We start from the raw sequence: 18,316 nt of genomic DNA on the forward strand, positions 1-18,316 counted from the left end.
CTTGTTTTTCTTTTATTTTGAAATAAAGGAGCGGTCAATCAATGGAATATGTCATTGAAATGCTCAATATCCGCAAGGCGTTTCCAGGTATCGTCGCCAATGACAATATCAATCTTCAAGTCAAAAAAGGCGAAATACACGCGTTGCTCGGTGAAAACGGAGCGGGGAAATCAACGTTGATGAATGTCCTTTTCGGGCTGTATCAGCCGGAGCGGGGTGAAATTCGGGTGCGCGGCGAGAAGGTGCACATCAACAGCCCGAACAAGCGAATGACCTTGGAATTGGAATGGTGCACCAGCACTTTATGCTTGTTGACACCTTTACAGTTGCTGAAAATATTATTCTCGGGAAGGAGCCAAAGAAGTTTGGCAGAATTGACCGGAAGCGTGCTGGCCAAGAGGTGCAGGACATTTCCGATCGATACGGCCTGCAGATCCATCCTGAAGCAAAAGCAGCTGACATATCAGTCGGTATGCAGCAGCGCGCAGAAATATTAAAAACCCTCTACCGCGGTGCCGACATTCTGATTTTTGATGAACCGACGGCTGTTTTGACGCCTCATGAAATTAAGGAACTGATGCAAATTATGAAGAACCTGGTCAAAGAAGGGAAGTCCATCATCTTAATCACCCATAAGCTGAAAGAGATTATGGAGATTTGTGACCGCGTTACGGTTATCCGTAAAGGAAAAGGCATCAAAACCCTTGATGTCCGTGATACAAACCAAGACGAACTCGCCAGTCTAATGGTCGGCCGCGAGGTATCGTTCAAAACTGAAAAGAGAGCTGCTCAGCCGGGAGCGGAAGTGCTTGCGATTGACGGCATAACTGTAAAGGATACCCGCGGAATAGAGACAGTCAGAGATTTGTCTCTTTCTGTCAAAGCGGGAGAAATAGTCGGCATAGCAGGCGTCGACGGAAACGGGCAATCAGAGCTGATCGAAGCGGTGACAGGACTCCGCAAAACAGATTCAGGAACAATCACCTTAAACGGAAAACAGATCCAAAACCTGACGCCAAGAAAAATCACTGAATCCGGGATCGGGCATATTCCTCAGGATCGCCATAAACACGGTCTCGTCCTTGATTTTCCAATCGGAGAGAATATCCTGCTGCAAAGCTATTACAAAAAGCCGTATTCAGCATTGGGCGTTTTACATAAAGGCGAAATGTACAAAAAAGCACGCAGCCTGATCAGCGAGTACGACGTCAGAACGCCGGATGAATATACACACGCTCGGGCATTGTCAGGCGGAAACCAGCAAAAAGCGATTATCGGGCGGGAAATAGACCGAAATCCTGATTTATTAATTGCCGCCCAGCCGACTCGCGGCCTTGATGTCGGAGCGATTGAATTTGTCCATAAAAAGCTCATTGAGCAGCGTGATGCCGGGAAAGCCGTTCTTCTCCTCTCGTTTGAGCTTGAAGAAATTATGAATCTCAGTGACAGAATCGCCGTTATTTTTGAAGGACGCATTATCGCCAGCGTTAATCCGCAGGAAACCACTGAACAGGAGCTTGGTCTCTTGATGGCAGGAAGCACGCAAAAGGAAGCGGGGAAAGCAAATGGTTAAACGACTCTCTCATTTACTCGTGCCGCTCATCGCAATCATACTTGGTCTTGCGGCCGGCGCGTTGATTATGCTTGTGAGCGGCTACAGTGTGGCTAGCGGATATTCGGCTTTGTGGAATGGGATATTCGGAGAAATCTATTATGTCGGAGAAACAATCCGGCAAATTACGCCTTATATTTTATCCGGATTGGCTGTCGCCTTTGCATTCCGAACCGGACTCTTTAATATCGGTGTCGAGGGACAGCTGCTCGTCGGCTGGACAGCAGCGGTTTGGGTCGGTACGGCGTTTGACGGACCGGCATATATTCACTTGCCGCTCGCATTGATTACAGCGGCAGCTGCAGGAGGATTATGGGGGTTTATTCCCGGCATTTTGAAAGCGCGATTTTACGTTCATGAAGTCATTGTCACCATTATGATGAATTATATCGCGCTGCACATGACCAATTACATCATTTCAAACGTCTTGACAGATCATCAGGACAAGACGGGGAAAATTCACGAATCCGCCTCCCTCCGCTCTCCTTTTCTTGAACAGATCACCGATTACTCACGGCTGCATTTGGGAATCATCGTTGCCCTTCTCGCAGCAGTTATCATGTGGTTTATCATCAACAAAACTACAAAAGGATTTGAGCTCCGGGCGGTCGGGTTTAACCAGCACGCTTCCCAGTATGCCGGCATGAGCGTGCGGAAGAATATCATGACCTCCATGCTTATCTCCGGCGCTTTTGCAGGCCTTGCCGGAGCCATGGAGGGGCTAGGAACATTCGAATACGCCGCAGTGAAAGGCGCATTTACCGGCGTAGGCTTTGACGGTATCGCTGTCGCTCTTCTCGGGGGAAACACAGCCATCGGCGTTGTACTGGCAGCATGCCTGCTTGGCGGGCTGAAAATCGGCGCATTAAATATGCCGATTGAATCAGGCGTTCCATCAGAGGTCGTTGATATTGTGATTGCTATTATTATTCTGTTTGTGGCTTCAAGCTATGCGATTCGTTTCGTCATGGGCAAATTGAAGAAAAAGGGGGCGAACTAAGTGGACATTGTGCAGATTTTATCTATCATTGTCCCTGCCACACTCGTCTATGCGGCCCCGCTTATTTTAACTGCTCTCGGCGGCGTGTTTTCCGAGAGATCAGGCGTTGTAAATATCGGCTTAGAAGGCCTCATGATTATCGGGGCGTTCACCAGCGTGCTATTTAATCTATTTTTAGGCCCGGAATTAGGTGCCGCCGCACCTTGGCTTTCGCTCCTTGCCGCCATGGCAGCAGGCGCCCTGTTTTCACTGATTCACGCGGCAGCGGCGATTTCGTTTCGCGCCGACCAGACAGTCAGCGGTGTCGCCATTAACATGCTGGCGCTTGGGGCAACTTTATTTATCGTCAAACTGATCTACGGCAAAGCGCAGACAGACAAAATTCCAGAGCCTTTTTATAAGACGAAAATCCCCGGTTTGGGCGATATTCCCGTCTTGGGAAAGATCTTCTTTTCGGATGTCTATTATACGTCTATTCTTGCAATAGCACTTGCCTTTATTTCCTGGTTTATCTTGTTCAAAACGCCGTTCGGCCTTCGTATCCGTTCTGTCGGCGAGCATCCGATGGCGGCCGATACGATGGGAATCAACGTATATAAAATGCGCTACATCGGTGTGATGATCAGCGGATTGTTCGGCGGTCTCGGCGGCGGCGTATATGCCTCCACAATTGCGCTTGATTTCACGCACTCTACCATCTCCGGGCAAGGCTTTATCGCCCTGGCAGCGCTTGTATTCGGAAAATGGCATCCGATCGGAGCACTGGGGGCCGCCCTGTTTTTCGGATTCGCCCAAAGCTTAAGCATCATTGGATCGCTGCTCCCTCTTTTTAAAGACATACCAAATGTGTATATGCTGATGGCTCCTTATGTCTTAACGATTCTCGCTTTAACCGGCTTTATCGGGCGGGCAGATGCGCCAAAAGCCAATGGCGTGCCTTATATTAAAGGAAAAAGATAAACATTCTCCCCTGGGAAGACGATTCTCAGGGGTTTTTTTCTAATTCAAAAGACCCTCTTAATTTAATTGTTTATTAGTTTTTTAACTTAAAAAAATATGAAGTGTTAACGCTTTCTTGTAGACTGTAACAAACAATACATGGGGGTGTATGACATGGGAGCAATTCCAAAAACGGGGACAATTTCACCTGAGCAAAAAGACTCACAGGAGAAAAACCTGTTTCAAAAAATTTGGTCTTGGGAAATCGGTGTGATTCCTTTGCCATTATACACAGTATTAGCTGTTATTATTATTCTTGCAGCCTATTACAATGAGCTGCCGGCAAATATGCTTGGCGGGTTTGCCATCATTATGATTCTTGGTGTGTTTCTCGGAGACATAGGCCAACGCATACCGATATTGAAGGATATAGGCGGCCCTGCTATTTTATCTTTGTTTGTTCCTTCATTTTTAGTCTTTTACAATGTACTGAATTCAACATCTTTAGACGCTGTAACCAACTTGATGAAAACGTCTAACTTCCTTTATTTCTATATCGCGTGCCTTGTTGTGGGAAGTATCCTCGGTATGAACAGAATTGTTTTAATACAGGGGTTTATCAGAATGTTCGTTCCACTGGTTGCAGGAACGATCGCGGCCGTTGCAGCCGGCATCCTTGTCGGATTTATTTTTGGCTATAGTGCCTATGATTCCTTTTTCTTTGTTGTTGTCCCGATTATTGCCGGGGGAATAGGTGAAGGGATTTTGCCGCTTTCAATCGCCTATTCACAAATACTGGGCTCATCCGCCGATGTATTTGTGTCTCAGTTGGTTCCAGCCGCAATTATAGGAAACGTTTTTGCTATCATATGTGCAGCCTTAATGAAAAAGCTTGGCGACAAGCGTCCAGATCTAAATGGGAACGGACGTCTCGTAAAATCTAAAAAAGCAAATGAGATTTTCAATCAAAAAGAAGCCGAAGCAAAAATTGATTTTAAACTAATGGGAGCAGGAGTTCTGCTCGCGTGTACATTCTTTATTTTTGGCGGGTTATTGGAGAAATTCATCTTCATCCCGGGCGCGATCTTAATGATTATTTCAGCTGCGGCTGTCAAGTATGCAAATATTCTTCCGAAAAAAATGGAAGAAGGCGCTTACCAGCTTTATAAGTTTATTTCTTCAAGCTTTACATGGCCGCTGATGGTCGGTCTCGGCATCCTCTTTATTCCGTTGGATGACGTAGCGTCTGTGATTTCTATACCGTTTGTCATCATCTGTATTTCAGTTGTTATCGCGATGATTGGTTCTGGATATTTCGTAGGCAAGCTGATGAACATGTATCCGGTTGAATCCGCAATCGTTACCTGCTGCCACAGCGGCCTCGGCGGAACGGGTGATGTTGCCATTTTATCGGCATCAGGAAGAATGGGCCTTATGCCGTTTGCCCAAATTTCAACCCGTCTCGGCGGTGCAGGCACAGTTATTTGCGCGACAGTGCTGCTTCGTTTTTTCACTTCATAAACAGAAAGAGTTCCGTTTTATGCGGAACTCTTTTTTTATTTATTCACAATCCGAATATACTCTCGGGGACCAAACGGCAGATCCTTTGATTCCATCTCACTCATTCTGGCTGACAGGTGGTGCTCCAGTAAATACAGCTCCCACTCATCACTAGCCGCCACACCGCTGCGCCCGTCATATTGATTCAACATGAATGCCCCTGCAAATACTGAGCAGAATAAACCTGAGCACATCACGACTTTTCTTTTCACATGACCAGCTCCTTTCCTTCAGCTTGATCAGGATTGATTTTAAATATACAAATAACCTCTTTTTTGTTAGACTTATTTTGAGGTCAAAAGAACTCATAAAACCCATTACAGCAGTTCGAAGCGTGGCAGCTTGCATAAAAGTGCGATATAATTTGGACTAGGTCGTTTGACCGTATATTTCATACATAGCGCATTTTTCAATTGAGAACGAGAAAAGGAGGTCTTATCTTTGCAGCTCTTACATCTTGCTATTTTATCGCCTTTTTTATTTGCTTTTATCATTCCCTTCTTGGCAAAATACGCAAAAAGAGTGCATACGGGCTGGTTTGTGTTGATCCTGCCCGTCTTGCTGTTTATATACTTTCTCCCAATGATCAGGATGACACAGTCTGGAGAAACACTTCGATCGGTATTAGAGTGGATTCCGTCACTCGGCATTAACTTTACCGTTTATATAGACGGCCTCGGGTTATTATTCGCTTTACTGATCACAGGCATTGGCTCTTTGGTCACTCTTTACAGCATTTTTTATTTATCGAAAGAAAAAGAACAGCTTGGGCCCTTTTATGTCTACTTATTGATGTTCATGGGCGCCATGCTCGGCGTCGTTCTAGTAGACAATGTCATGGTTCTCTACATGTTCTGGGAGCTTACAAGCCTTTCATCTTTTTTGCTGATCGGCTATTGGTATAAGCGGGAAAAGTCGCGCTATGGCGCAGCCAAATCACTTTTGATTACGGTCAGCGGCGGGCTGTGCATGCTCGGCGGCTTTATTCTCCTTTATTTGATAACGGATTCCTTCAGTATTCGAGAGATGGTTCACCAGGTTCAATTAATTGCCGGCCACGAATTGTTTATCCCGGCTATGATTCTCATTTTATTAGGGGCTTTTACGAAATCAGCGCAATTTCCTTTTTACATCTGGCTCCCTGACGCGATGGAAGCTCCGACGCCTGTCAGCGCTTATCTCCATTCAGCTACTATGGTAAAAGCCGGCATTTATGTGATTGCGAGATTCAGCCCTATTTTCGCCTTTTCAGCTCAGTGGTTTTGGATCGTGTCCCTCGTTGGCCTCTTTACGATGGTTTGGGGTTCATTCCATGCCGTGAAACAAACTGATTTAAAATCGATTTTGGCGTTTTCAACCGTCAGCCAGCTCGGCATGATCATCTCCATGCTCGGAGTCAGTGCTGCGGCCCTTCATTACGGACATACAGAATATTATACAGTTGCCGCTATGGCTGCCATTTTCCATTTGATCAACCACGCAACCTTTAAAGGAAGCTTGTTTATGGCAGTCGGGATTATCGATCACGAAACAGGCACACGGGATATCCGGAAGCTAGGCGGCCTGATGGCGATTATGCCGATTACTTTTACCATTTCCTTAATCGGGACATTTTCAATGGCCGGCCTACCGCCGTTTAACGGATTTTTGAGTAAAGAAATGTTTTTCACAAGCATGCTTCGCGTGACACATTTTGACCTGTTCAACGTGCAGACATGGGGCGTTCTGTTCCCTCTTTTCGCCTGGATCGGAAGTGTATTTACGTTTATCTACAGCATGAAATTGCTGTTTAAAACATTCAGAGGAAATTACCAGCCTGAACAGCTTGAAAAACAGGCTCACGAAGCGCCTGTCGGTATGCTCGTTCCACCGGTCATTCTTGTCGCTTTGGCTGTCAGTCTCTTCTTTTTCCCGAATATATTGTCGTACAGCCTGATAGAGCCTGCGATGAACTCAATCTATCCGACACTGCTTGACGGCCATGAGAAATTCCACGTTCACATTTCACAGTGGCATGGGGTTACAACGGAATTGCTCATGACTGCGGGTATTGTTGTGATCGGAACAATTGGTTATTTGTCGCTGAATAAGTGGAAGGGAATCTATAAACTGTTTCCTTCGAAACTCACACTCAACCGGTTATACGATAAGCTTTTGACTCTGATGGAGAAAGGCTCTTACCGGGTCACAAAACAATATATGACCGGGTTTTTAAGAGATTATTTGCTGTATATCTTCGCTGGTTTCATCATTCTGATAGGCGGAGCTTTTGCCATTAAAGGCGGATTTTCATTTAAAACGGAAGGCATGGCTAAAATCGGTGTATACGAAATCATTTTGACGCTTGTCATGATCAGCGCCACAGTGGCGACTGTTTTTGCTAGGTCAAGACTGACGGCGATCATTGCACTCGGTGTTGTCGGTTATACGCTTGCATTGTTTTTTGTCATTTTCAGAGCGCCGGACTTGGCATTGACTCAGCTCGTCATTGAAACGATTTCTGTGGCACTGTTTCTGCTTTGCTTCTACCATTTGCCGAAACTGAGGCTGAAAACAAAAACGAGAACGTTCCGGATGACGAATTTTATCATTTCTTTAGGCGTCGGTGTTATCGTTACTCTGCTCGGCATCGCATCCTCAAGCCAGCGGACAAAAGACAGCATTGCGTCCTTCTTTGTCAAACACAGCCACGATCTCGGCGGAGGGGATAATGTCGTCAATGTCATTCTCGTTGATTTCAGGGGATTTGATACAATGTTTGAAATTACGGTATTAACGATAGCCGCTCTCGGCATTTACAGCATGATTAAAACAAAAGTAAAAGAGGAGGGGAAAAGCGGTGAATGAACAAAAAACAAATGACTTGATTCTTCAAACCGCGACAAAGCTTGTATCCTTTATCATTTTGCTTTTCTCTTTCTATTTATTTTTATCAGGGCATAACGCGCCCGGAGGAGGCTTTGTCGGCGGACTGATCACGTCCTCTTCCATCGTTCTCTTGCTCTTGGCATATGATTTAAAAACCGTGCGTTCCCTTTTGCCTGTCAATTTCATTTATGTCGCGGGAGCCGGCCTTCTGCTCGCTGTATTAACAGGCGTTGGCTCCTTTGTCTTCGGGGCTCCTTTTTTAACCCACACATTCGGATACTTTCAGCTGCCGATCCTTGGGAAAACGGAGCTCGCCACAGCGACGATATTTGATTTAGGCGTTTATCTTGTTGTCGTAGGCATAACGATGACCATTATTCAAACGATTGGAGAGGAAGAATAATGGAAATCTTAATGGCTGTATTAGCCGGTATTATTTTTATGGCTGCTACGTATTTGCTGCTGTCTAAAAGCCTGCTTCGCGTCATTATCGGAACAGCACTGTTAAGCCATGGCGTTCATTTAATGCTTTTGACTATGGGAGGATTAAAGAAAGGCGCCGCTCCGATTTTGAGCGAGCATGCCAAATCATTTGTCGATCCGCTTCCGCAAGCCCTGATTTTGACCGCAATTGTCATTTCTTTTGGCGTTACGTCATTCATCCTCGTCATGGCCTTTCGCGCTTATCAGGAATTGAAATCGGACGATATGGATCAAATGAGGGGAAATGATCAACATGAATAATTTTGTTATTTTGCCAATCCTGATCCCGCTTTTGTCGGCTATTCTTCTGATTTTCATGACGAAGAATCTTATGCTCATGAGAATCTTCAGCACGGCGGCATCGGCCATCGGGATTGTGATTAGCGGCATACTTGTACAGACTGTCTTCACAAAAGGCATCCAGACACTCAGCCTAGGCGGATGGAAAGCGCCGTACGGCATTGTGCTTGCCGCAGACCAATTCGCCAGCCTTCTCGTTCTCACAACAGCGATCATCGGTTTATTGGTTGGGCTTTATTCCTTCCGTTCTGTCGGTGAAAAACGGGAGCGCTCCTTTTACTACTCCGGCGTTCAGTTCTTGCTTGCCGGCGTCAGCGGAGCGTTTTTAACAGGCGATTTATTTAATATGTACGTATTTTTTGAGCTTCTGCTTATTGCTTCCTATATGCTGATTGTATTAGGCGGCACAAAAATTCAGCTGCGGGAATCCCTTAAATATATTGTGTTTAATATTGTATCGTCTGCCCTGTTTGTCATAGGGGTCGGCTTTTTATACGCTGTAACCGGTACGTTAAACATGGCGGATCTTAGCGTGAAAATCAGCGAATCAGGACAAACCGGGCTGATCACTGTGATTGGTGTCCTGCTGCTTTTGGTATTTGGCATGAAGGGCGGAATCTTCCCCCTCTACTTTTGGCTTCCAGGCTCTTATTACGCGCCACCGGCGGCAATCTCCGCGTTGTTCGGCGCTTTGCTGACAAAAGTCGGGTTATATGCGATTACGAGGGTTTTCACATTGATTTTTATTCACGATACTGCCTTTACCCATCAGCTGATGATTTGGCTGGCGGCGCTGACTGTGATTTTCGGTGTGATCGGTTCACTCGCTTATTCGAATGTCATGAAAATTGTGATCTATAACATTATTACCGCTGTCGGCGTGATTTTGTTCGGTGTGGCAGTACACACCCCCGCATCCATTCAGGGCGCGATCTACTATCTAATTCACGATATGCTGATTAAGGGCGCTTTGTTTATGCTGGCGGGTACGCTGATCGCATTGACTGGAACCGCGAGCCTGCATAAAATGGGCGGGCTGATCAAACGCTATCCTGTTCTTGGATGGATGTTTTTCATTTCCGCTATTTCTCTTGCAGGCATTCCGCCACTGAGCGGATTTGTCGGCAAATTTAAAATTGCGGAGGGCGGCTTCGCAGAAGGTGAATTTACGATATCCATGCTGATTCTGCTTTCAAGTCTGCTCGTACTGTACTCTGTGCTGAGGATCTTTATACATGCGTTTTGGGGCGAAGAAAAAGAAACGCCAAAACCAAATCATCGAACAGCTAAAGGACTTCTTTATCCGGCAGCTATTTTTCTCTTGCTGTCCCTTCTCTTCGGATTGGGTACAGAATGGGTGTCGCCTTACGTTGATCAAGCGGCCGAGACGCTGCTGAATCCGGAAAAATATATCGAAGCTGTTCTGAAGGAGTAGATCGCATGGCATTTCAAATTTTATTAAATGTGTTTCTCGCTTTTTGCTGGATGTTCTTGAGCAACAGTCCAAGCGCCGCAGGATTCATTACAGGCTATATTCTGGGAATGCTCTCTCTCTTTTTCTTCCGGCGCTTTTTCACTCGCCAGTTTTATCTATGGAAATTGATTTCTATCATCAAGCTCTGTTTCATTTTTATAAAGGAACTGTACCTTGCCAATGTCAGTGTGATGAAATCAGTCTTATCTCCAAAACTGAATATCAGACCGGGTATTTTTGCTTTTAAAACTGAACTGACGAAGGACTGGGAAATCACCCTGCTTTCTCTGCTCATTACATTAACGCCGGGAACCTTGGTGATGGATATTTCAGATGACAAAACAATACTTTATATTCATGCAATGGATATCGAGGATGCGGAAAAAGCGATTTTTGACATTCGGGAGTCATTTGAAAAAGCCATACAGGAGGTGAGCCGGTGATGTTTACGCTGATCCTGCAAATCGCGCTCGGCATTATGGCAGTGTCTACCTTTTTGTATGTCATTCGTGTCATTAAAGGGCCGACTGTGCCTGACCGGGTCGTGGCTCTGGATGCAATCGGCATCAATCTGATCGCAATCACGGCGCTTGTCTCCATCTTGCTGAAAACAAGTGCGTTTTTAGATATTATTTTGCTGCTGGGGATTTTATCGTTTATCGGAACGATCGCATTTTCCAAGTTCCTGGAGAAAGGAGAGATTATCGAAAATGATCGAAACCGCTAAGGTCGTTGTGGCTGTATTCATTTTGCTGGGTGCTCTTATATGCCTCATTGCTTCATTTGGCGTACTTCGCCTTCCCGATGTGTTTACACGCGCTCATGCTGCTTCTAAAGGCTCAACATTAGGTGTCAATATGATTCTGCTCGGTGTCTTCTTCTATTTGTGGTTTGTGACGGGGGAGCTCTCCGCTAAAATCCTGCTTGGAATTCTCTTTATCTTTATTACGTCGCCTATCGGCGGGCACTTGATCTGCCGTGCTGCGTATAACTCCGGCGTCAAGCTTGATGAGAGAAGCGTACAGGATGACTATAACGGAATCAGAAACTTTGTGATTAAACGAAAAGAGGATTCTTATCTATAAAAATAATAGCAGCCGGACAAGCAGAGTTCCGGCTGTTTTTTTATTTCTTGATGACAGCCAGCGTGCATCTGGATATACAGATCAGCCTCTCTTGCTCGTCATATATGTGAATGTGATAGACAATCGTCGTTCTGCCGATATGAACGGGCTCGGCTATCGCCTTTACCGTTCCTTCCTTTACAGATTTTAAATGGTTGGCGTTAATCTCCAAACCGACACAAGCCTGTGTTGAATGATCAATCAGGTTCTGTGCACCTGCGCTCGCCGCTGTTTCCGCCAGGGCCACTGAAGCGCCCCCATGCAAATATCCGAACGGCTGAACCGTCCGATGATCCACCGGCATGACCGCAACGCATCGTTCCGCTGTGTTTTCAACAATCTCTATACCAAGCGCTTCAAGCAATGTGTGTTTCGTATCCATCATCTACACCCCCAACATTTAAAGTACACCGTCTGATTTCGCAATCAAAACCGCTTCCGTCCGTGAACCGACATTCAGCTTATTGAAAATCGATGTCAAGCTGTATTCAATGGACCGCTTGCTTAAATGAAGGGCATCTGCGATTTCTTGGTTTGTAAATCCCTTTTCAACTTCTTGAAGAATCAGGCATTCTCTAGGTGTGAGCACATCTTGTTCTTTTTGAGAGGAAGGAGCCGGCTTTGTTTTTTGCTGAGTCATCAGCTGTTTAAAGTAAGCAAAATCGACTAAAATTTCTCCGTTGAGTACGTGGTATATGTATTGGGTGATCTTTTCTTTAGATTCCGTTTTGCTGATGGCACCGTGCAGACCCGCACGAATCGCTTCCTCGAAATAATCCTCGACCTCATAACCGGTATACACGATAATTTTACAATGAGGATTCTCTTGTAAAATCTGTTTAGAAAGCTCCATCCCATTGACCTCGCCGCCTAAATTCAGATCCATTAAAATGAGATCATATGACGAGAAATCATGCTGCTTGATAAACTGTTCGCTCGGTTCAGGACTGAGACAATCAACAGACAAATTCGAATCCGTTTCCAAAATTGTCTTGGTGCCTTCCATGACAGCCGGATGGTCATCAATCACTAGTATCTTTTTCATGTTTTCCTCCCTTTTACTCACTCTTTTCCATTTTATAAAAAAGACTTGGCCTGTGCCAAGTCGTTTCCGTTATAAATCCATTACAATTCGATTTCAATATCAGCCTTAAAGCCCTTTCCTTCACTTGTTTCAATCCGAAGGCGCCCATCTAAAGCCCTGACTCTCTCCTTAATGCCAGAAAGCCCCATGCTCATGGAATGCTCAGTATTCTTTTCCTGATCAAACCCTACGCCATCATCCTCATAATGAAGAACGATTTTGTTTTGAATACTGATGAGCATAATCAGCACATCCGTCGCCTGAGAGTGCTTGACCGCATTAGACAGAAACTCTTGAATGATCCGGTACAAATTCAGCTGCGAATCCAGATCAAGGGAAGCCGTAAATCTCCCGGTATTTAAACGAATGTGAAACGGAACCCGCTCCTGCTGCTGCGCCACCAGCTTCGACAGCGCCTTCACCAATCCGAGATCATACAGAAGCTGCGGCCGCAGCTCATGACACGTCTCCCTCGTCATCGAAATCACATCAGACATCTGCTCATTCATCTGTACAAGCTTGTCCTGCACCTCTTCACGGCACGGATTATCATCCTTCTTGAAATCACCCAAAAACAGCTCACACTGGCGTTTTAAGGAAATCAAATCCTGAAGAACCGAATCGTGGAGATCGCGGGCGAGATCCGAGCGTTGTTTTTCCTCGATCGTGTACATGAGTTTTTTGAGCCATACGGGGTTGGATTCTTGTTGTTTTATTTCTTCTAAATGACTCATCAGTTCTTCGATTTTCATGACGTTTTCGATCGATACGTTTGTATAAAAAGCCAAAGTTTTCAGCCAAGAAAGTTCTTCGAGTGTGAGACGAGGCGTATTCATTTTAGATAAACAAAGGATCACAAATGATTTACCACCGCGTTCACCTATTTTCATGACAAAGCCTTTATTAAATTCAACGATTTTCCCTATTTCGGATGTTACTTTTCTAAATTCTTTTTCATAGACTTTTTCAAATGAATTTTGATTAAGTTCTTCATAGAGTTTAATACTTCCATCAACTGAAACCTCATAAATATGGGCTCGGCTTACAAGCGAAACCTCAAGTATCGTGGTTTTCAGTTCCTCAAATACTTGGGTCAAAGAAGTTGAATCTCTAATCAACTGCGTAAATTTATATATACTGTCTTGATAATTGAATTTTTCCGAAACCCTTTTTAATCTAAATCTGAAATCAAGTACTTCTTTATAATAAAAGACCGCCACCATAATAATATACATAAGAATCGCCAGTCTGAAATAATAGAAATCTCCAGCTGGATTTCCTATTAACTCGAATACCGTAACTAAAATAATTGTGGGCGTTAATGCTAATATTCCATAATATTTTAACCTACTTAAAATAAAATCCACATTATAAATTTTATTTGTCATAAATTGATAAACCAAAGAAAATGGTATTAGGAACATAAATGAAGCAGCTACAAAAGAAGAAATCCCATCAGTGCTTAAGAATACATAAGGTATTATATATAAAAACAAAAACGGCGAAAAAGATAAGATATTAATTATGGTAAGAACTTTTATAATATGTGCTTGTTCAGTATCCTTACTTTTAATTAAAATAGATCCAAAATATACGCTCACGATTATAAATGAAATAAAGAACGAAAGTAAATTTATTTTAGGCACATAATGTCTAAAGAAAAGTTGAGTTCGCAACAATTCAAAAACTAGATTTAGTACTGGAATTGCATATAATATAAAAACTTTTTTGTTGAATAACACAGTGCCTAGTTCTTTAAAATACTGATACAAGAAAAGAAGATAATTAAACATTACAGAAGTTAAAGTGAATACCATTATACATCTGCTTAACCAATCTCCCTTTGCAGATCCACCCGCACTTAAGTATGCTAAAGAAGCAGATAACAAGAAAATGATTAAAATCAAAGCAGAGAGTAGTTTTTTCGATTCATTTATTTTTAGAATGAAGAAACAGCAAAATAGACAGGCTATATAAAATATTAATGGGATCACAAAAGTAGTAAAATTCCCATCATTCATTAAATCAGGCTTAATTTTAACCTTTTCTCCATCTCTCTCGACGACTATAGAACTCACATGGTTTGAATTATATTTTTGAACTTCAAGAGGACGCTTAACTTTATGATTATTGATACTTTTGATGACGTCCCCTTTTTGTATGCCTGAGTAATAAGCCGTAGAAAATTCCTCAATATTTGTTATTACAACTTCATTGTCTTGATTTTCAGCTACTGCTGCACCAACTAAAAGTTTACTCGAACTTATATACGTTAAATAAGTTACATAGACTAAACTAACTAAAATCAAAAAAATTGAAACTTTGTTGTACCATGCCTTCATTTATTAAAGCCTCACGAAGGAACCCAATTACCATTAGTATAAATTTGCAGCCCTCTAAAGGCATCAACTATACTTTTCAATTGATCCTTATCTATATTTAATAAAGAGGCTCTGCCTTCCATGACCTCATCTAAAACTTCTGGATTTTTTACTAAGTATCCGACTATTTCCTGCATATAAATCCTCCTTTATTTTATGATTCCTGTTATTAATTTTTTTATTTTATTCTCTTGCAATTCTAAGCTAGCAATTTCTTTCTTTAGTTTTTGTAATGACAAGTGTTTCATTACAAGTAAATATTGCACTACGCCTGCCTCAGTTAATTTTTCTTTTATTTGTTTGGAATTCAATGATAAGAACAACTCAGTATTTTCATACCAACTCAAGATTTCTGCAGAAGCTGCATTAAAACGTTTATTTAAGTATAAGTATGCCAATGTGTTTTTCTTCTGAATAAAATCGTTATTTAGATAATATAAACCTCGGTAATCATTTTCGATTTGTGCAATAATCCCAAGTTCATAAGAATAAGAAGCTACAATGGGATGGTATTTGCCTGTTGCCAGCATTACTCCCATTACACAGGGCAATGCCGTTAGCGCTCCTGATTTATTTTTGATCATTTCAAGACAGGCTTCTTCAGTTTGCGGCGCATTCACAATATCATCATGCTGGCCTTGAATTGATTGTAACGCAAAATTCAATATCTCTTGTGAAAATTCTGGTTCATGACTAGCTTGACACATCACTTGTATACTTAGGGTGTAAAGAGCTGTAACTGCATTTAAAGCGATTGACGAGTCAATCTTCATCCAGACAGCACTTCCATTATCTTGATCCTCTAAGTCATCATAAATATCGAATGAGAGTATAAGCAATTCAATTCCGGCAGCTAGCCATTCGATTGCTTTTTGGTCCTGACCGTTAAAAGCTAAATAATGATGAAGAGCCAAATCGGCAAACTCAAACGTATCCTTAGACTCAATAAAATTCTGAAGATATCGTTCCAAGTCCTGATTCATTATTTTTTGGCTTACAATCTCCTTCATTTTCTCCTTGATCCGGACAGAATCTAAACATATCTGCTCAATAACGACTTCCCCCCTCCCATTCCATTTTACTAAATGGGACATTTAAAGGACAGCAGGTTTTTCGTTTTTTAACAATCATATAATACTTTATCCATTTATTGTATCGGTAGAACGAAAAAAAAGACTTGTTTCCAAGTCTTTTTCACGAAATTTTCATTGCATAATTGTATTTATCGAGTTGATCAATGCTTTTGTTAATGTTTCGTAATGAATCTGTCGTTTCTTTAATATCAAGTTCGAGTCGGAATAACAATTGTTTTACTTCTTCAAGTTTCTTTTCCATCGTTTCCACACTCCTTTTTTTGAAAGATCAATGAATTGTGTATGGTGAACGAGTCCTAGGTATTTGATCTGTTACTAATAGTGTATCTGCTTTCGGCTCATTTTTCACCGAAAAGTATGCAAAAAAGTCCTGCGTGACACCGCAAATCTCAATAGGTCCTTATACTCAAAGGAATCACAACAAGAACGGGACTATCTTTCTATGCGAAAGAGCGTTTATATGTGCTGAAATTGAGAAAGATTCTTAATCTCCTTGATTTTAACGGGTTTCGCATTTTCATTAAGCAAGACTATAGTCCTTCATACCGTATTTTCAAAATTGAATATGCGATTCTTGGCGTTTCCTGACCGACAAACACCGAAAAAGACCGCAACGCTAAAGTTGTGGCCTTTTCGCTTTGTCATATTCGGCAATTAGGGATCTATACATATAGAAACATCCTTTTTTTGTGAGGTGCTCCCATGAGATATCGTTATCCCTGGTTTTACGTGTATCCGTATGAGGTACGCCGTCTGCCCGCTCCTGCCAACAATATTGATACCTTTATCCGTTCAGCGAAGCAGGCCGCAGGGATATTTGCGGATGCCCAGCTCGTTCTCGGCCGCATTGCGGGCTCGCGGGAGCTTTCGCGCCGCATTCTGACGGCAGCCGAGCAGTCCGATAAACAAACCATCAAGCGCCTGATCAAACAAATGGGCGTCCGGCATGAAGTGGATACGGTCTTTAATCCCGACGGCATCTATATCAGCCTTATCGGAACGCAAAGCCGAATGATTCTTGCTTTGCGGTGGTCAGAGGACCGCAATCATTTTGCGTCCATAAGATTATGACACCATTCCAGAGCCTCAAGATAACATTCATACGCTTCTTCTTTGTCGAGTTGATTGCCTAATTCTGAGCAAGTGTCCCAGTTGTTGCTTTCAATTAATTTCACAAGCTCAAGCATTTGGTAGTAGTCGTTTTGATCGCCTAATAATGCTTGCCCGACTTCATCTTTTAAAGGCAATTCTTGAACAATTTCCTCTATTTCTCTATGCAGGAGGGTGTCTATGAGAGAAAACATTCCGATCAGCATATAAGAAGCAGGCTGCGGCCGGGATGTCTTTCTCGCCAGCAGTTCGCAAAGCTTTGCTCTTATCAAAGAAATCTTAATGATTTCGTGCTTGCTGGAATGCCCTTTCCTGCTTAAATCCTTAAAGGAAAGAATATAGATCCACCGTTTGATTTCATTAAAACCCAGCAGCATAATGGCTTGTTGAATGCTTTCAATTTTCTGGCTCAAACGGCTGTGGGATGAGTTTAAAAATTTTAAAATTTGATAGGACAGTGATAAATCCCGCTCTATGTACTCTGTCACACGCTTTATGTTAGGCTGCTCTTTGCTCAGTTCGTTAAGCAGTTCATAGTAAGAATAGAAATGAGTCGATAGGTCATGCCCGCTGATGATGCGCGGCTCGCTGAAAAAGTAGCCTTGGAATAATTGAAATCCGTCTTGGACCGCCTGTTTATATTCTTTTCGGGTCTCTACTTTTTCCGCTAAAAAAATCAGGCCGCGGCAGCCGTAGGTTTGCAAAATTGTTCTGCGTTCCATTCGTGTTGTTTTGAGAAAATCAATTTTCAATATATCAATATAGCTCATGAGTTTTTCCAGTAAGTCCTCATCTTGCGGATTTATTGCATAAAAATCATCAAGCGCCAGCATATACCCCATTTTTTTCAATTCTTTGCATCTAGAAATGAGGGCCGGCGTGATCGGTATATCTTCAAGGATTTCAATGACAAGCTGTTTCGGATTGAAGGAGGTGGGAAGATTCGAAAACATCAGGCTTTCCGTAAAATTAACAAAACAGCGTTTCCCTTCCGTCAGCTTCTCAATTCCGATGTTTAAAAAGCTGTTGATCACCAAATCTGTTGTTGCCTGATCGCCGTCTTTAGCGCTATACACGTTCTCTTCGCTTTCTCTATACAGCAGTTCATAAGCAACAACCTGTTCTTTTCTATTAAAAATAGGCTGTCTTGCAACAAACACCCTCATTGATTTATCCCCCTTACAATACGCGCGGCTTTCACCCCTAAGTATATCAAATAATTTGACGAAAATTGTCTAAACATGAAAAATAATATATACATAAAGAAAACTGGCCCTTCGCGAATGA

20 protein-coding genes and 1 pseudogene are annotated in these 18,316 nt (G+C 42.8%); 13 read left to right on the plus strand and 8 right to left on the minus strand.

Annotated elements, in window-relative coordinates; genetic code table 11:
- The first annotated feature begins 41 nt into the window (after positions 1 to 41).
- The 4 genes and pseudogenes from nupO (at position 42) to maeN (ending at position 5,072) form a co-directional block, all read left to right on the plus strand.
- Positions 42 to 1,573, plus strand: a pseudogene (gene nupO / locus NSQ12_RS16795) (guanosine ABC transporter ATP-binding protein NupO).
- Positions 1,566 to 2,612, plus strand: a complete 1,047-nt coding sequence (gene nupP / locus NSQ12_RS16800) for a guanosine ABC transporter permease NupP (RefSeq protein ID WP_029318495.1) — start codon at positions 1,566 to 1,568, stop codon at positions 2,610 to 2,612. The pseudogene nupO and the gene nupP overlap by 8 nt, the downstream one beginning before the upstream one ends.
- Positions 2,613 to 3,572: a guanosine ABC transporter permease NupQ gene (nupQ, locus tag NSQ12_RS16805; protein WP_128993335.1), complete on the plus strand. Its 960-nt coding sequence runs from the start codon at positions 2,613 to 2,615 to the stop codon at positions 3,570 to 3,572.
- 153 nt (positions 3,573 to 3,725) lie between these two features.
- A complete protein-coding gene (maeN, locus tag NSQ12_RS16810; protein WP_003244241.1) occupies positions 3,726 to 5,072 on the plus strand; it encodes a sodium/malate symporter MaeN in 1,347 nt (448 codons plus the stop codon).
- A 35-nt stretch (positions 5,073 to 5,107) separates the two neighbouring features.
- Here the strand turns inward: maeN and NSQ12_RS16815 are convergent, their stop codons facing one another.
- On the minus strand, positions 5,108 to 5,323 hold the full coding sequence (locus NSQ12_RS16815) for a hypothetical protein (RefSeq protein ID WP_015251336.1): 216 nt from the start codon (positions 5,321 to 5,323) through the stop codon (positions 5,108 to 5,110).
- A gap of 229 nt (positions 5,324 to 5,552) precedes the next feature.
- Between NSQ12_RS16815 and NSQ12_RS16820 the strand changes: the two genes are divergently transcribed.
- Genes NSQ12_RS16820 through mnhG form a run of 7 tightly spaced genes read left to right on the plus strand, consistent with a single transcriptional unit; the run spans position 5,553 to position 11,321 of the window.
- Positions 5,553 to 7,958 (plus strand): Na+/H+ antiporter subunit A, encoded by a 2,406-nt coding sequence (locus NSQ12_RS16820; protein ID WP_339175202.1) that lies wholly within the window; start codon positions 5,553 to 5,555, stop codon positions 7,956 to 7,958.
- Positions 7,951 to 8,382, plus strand: a complete 432-nt coding sequence (locus tag NSQ12_RS16825; protein WP_003228819.1) for a Na(+)/H(+) antiporter subunit B — start codon at positions 7,951 to 7,953, stop codon at positions 8,380 to 8,382. Before NSQ12_RS16820 ends, NSQ12_RS16825 begins: the two co-directional genes overlap by 8 nt.
- Entirely contained in the window at positions 8,382 to 8,723 is a 342-nt protein-coding gene (locus NSQ12_RS16830; RefSeq protein WP_003220730.1) for a Na(+)/H(+) antiporter subunit C, read from the plus strand. Before NSQ12_RS16825 ends, NSQ12_RS16830 begins: the two co-directional genes overlap by 1 nt.
- Positions 8,716 to 10,197, plus strand: a complete 1,482-nt coding sequence (locus tag NSQ12_RS16835; protein WP_003244432.1) for a Na+/H+ antiporter subunit D — start codon at positions 8,716 to 8,718, stop codon at positions 10,195 to 10,197. The genes NSQ12_RS16830 and NSQ12_RS16835 overlap by 8 nt, the downstream gene beginning before the upstream one ends.
- Before the next feature lie 5 nt (positions 10,198 to 10,202).
- Positions 10,203 to 10,679, plus strand: a complete 477-nt coding sequence (locus NSQ12_RS16840) for a Na+/H+ antiporter subunit E (protein ID WP_029318490.1) — start codon at positions 10,203 to 10,205, stop codon at positions 10,677 to 10,679.
- A complete protein-coding gene (locus tag NSQ12_RS16845) occupies positions 10,679 to 10,963 on the plus strand; it encodes a Na(+)/H(+) antiporter subunit F1 (RefSeq protein ID WP_003228814.1) in 285 nt (94 codons plus the stop codon). Before NSQ12_RS16840 ends, NSQ12_RS16845 begins: the two co-directional genes overlap by 1 nt.
- Positions 10,947 to 11,321 carry a monovalent cation/H(+) antiporter subunit G gene (mnhG, locus tag NSQ12_RS16850; RefSeq protein ID WP_003244302.1) on the plus strand — a complete coding sequence of 125 codons (375 nt, stop codon included), beginning with the start codon at positions 10,947 to 10,949 and terminating at the stop codon, positions 11,319 to 11,321. Before NSQ12_RS16845 ends, mnhG begins: the two co-directional genes overlap by 17 nt.
- Before the next feature lie 40 nt (positions 11,322 to 11,361).
- Here the strand turns inward: mnhG and NSQ12_RS16855 are convergent, their stop codons facing one another.
- From NSQ12_RS16855 to degQ, 6 genes are all read right to left on the minus strand, one after another.
- Complete coding sequence (locus NSQ12_RS16855; RefSeq protein ID WP_017695528.1) at positions 11,362 to 11,742, minus strand: hotdog fold thioesterase; 381 nt, start codon at positions 11,740 to 11,742, stop codon at positions 11,362 to 11,364.
- 18 nt (positions 11,743 to 11,760) lie between these two features.
- The gene (comA, locus tag NSQ12_RS16860) at positions 11,761 to 12,405 is read right to left on the minus strand and encodes a two-component system response regulator ComA (RefSeq protein WP_003220716.1); all 645 of its coding nucleotides are present in this window, start codon (positions 12,403 to 12,405) and stop codon (positions 11,761 to 11,763) included.
- A gap of 80 nt (positions 12,406 to 12,485) precedes the next feature.
- A complete protein-coding gene (locus NSQ12_RS16865; protein ID WP_088300729.1) occupies positions 12,486 to 14,786 on the minus strand; it encodes a histidine kinase in 2,301 nt (766 codons plus the stop codon).
- 11 nt (positions 14,787 to 14,797) lie between these two features.
- Complete coding sequence (gene comX, locus NSQ12_RS16870; protein ID WP_015384519.1) at positions 14,798 to 14,962, minus strand: competence pheromone ComX; 165 nt, start codon at positions 14,960 to 14,962, stop codon at positions 14,798 to 14,800.
- 12 nt (positions 14,963 to 14,974) lie between these two features.
- Complete coding sequence (locus NSQ12_RS16875; RefSeq protein ID WP_339175206.1) at positions 14,975 to 15,835, minus strand: polyprenyl synthetase family protein; 861 nt, start codon at positions 15,833 to 15,835, stop codon at positions 14,975 to 14,977.
- 184 nt (positions 15,836 to 16,019) lie between these two features.
- Positions 16,020 to 16,160, minus strand: coding sequence for a degradation enzyme regulation protein DegQ (gene degQ, locus NSQ12_RS16880; RefSeq protein ID WP_003220708.1), 141 nt, complete (start codon positions 16,158 to 16,160; stop codon positions 16,020 to 16,022).
- Positions 16,161 to 16,381: 221 nt separating this feature from the next.
- On the opposite strand from degQ, the gene NSQ12_RS16885 reads away from it, so the two are divergent.
- Together NSQ12_RS16885 and NSQ12_RS16890 are read left to right on the plus strand one after the other, a co-directional pair.
- Entirely contained in the window at positions 16,382 to 16,507 is a 126-nt protein-coding gene (locus tag NSQ12_RS16885; RefSeq protein ID WP_121549029.1) for a hypothetical protein, read from the plus strand.
- A gap of 114 nt (positions 16,508 to 16,621) precedes the next feature.
- On the plus strand, positions 16,622 to 16,990 hold the full coding sequence (locus tag NSQ12_RS16890) for a hypothetical protein (RefSeq protein WP_326146021.1): 369 nt from the start codon (positions 16,622 to 16,624) through the stop codon (positions 16,988 to 16,990).
- Here NSQ12_RS16890 and pdeH read toward each other — a convergent pair.
- The gene (gene pdeH / locus NSQ12_RS16895; RefSeq protein WP_128738183.1) at positions 16,966 to 18,195 is read right to left on the minus strand and encodes a cyclic di-GMP phosphodiesterase; all 1,230 of its coding nucleotides are present in this window, start codon (positions 18,193 to 18,195) and stop codon (positions 16,966 to 16,968) included. The two genes, NSQ12_RS16890 and pdeH, sit on opposite strands and share 25 nt — an antisense overlap.
- Positions 18,196 to 18,316 lie beyond the last annotated feature (121 nt).

This window comes from Bacillus sp. PS95 (assembly GCF_037963565.1).
Taxonomy (GTDB): domain Bacteria; phylum Bacillota; class Bacilli; order Bacillales; family Bacillaceae; genus Bacillus; species Bacillus subtilis.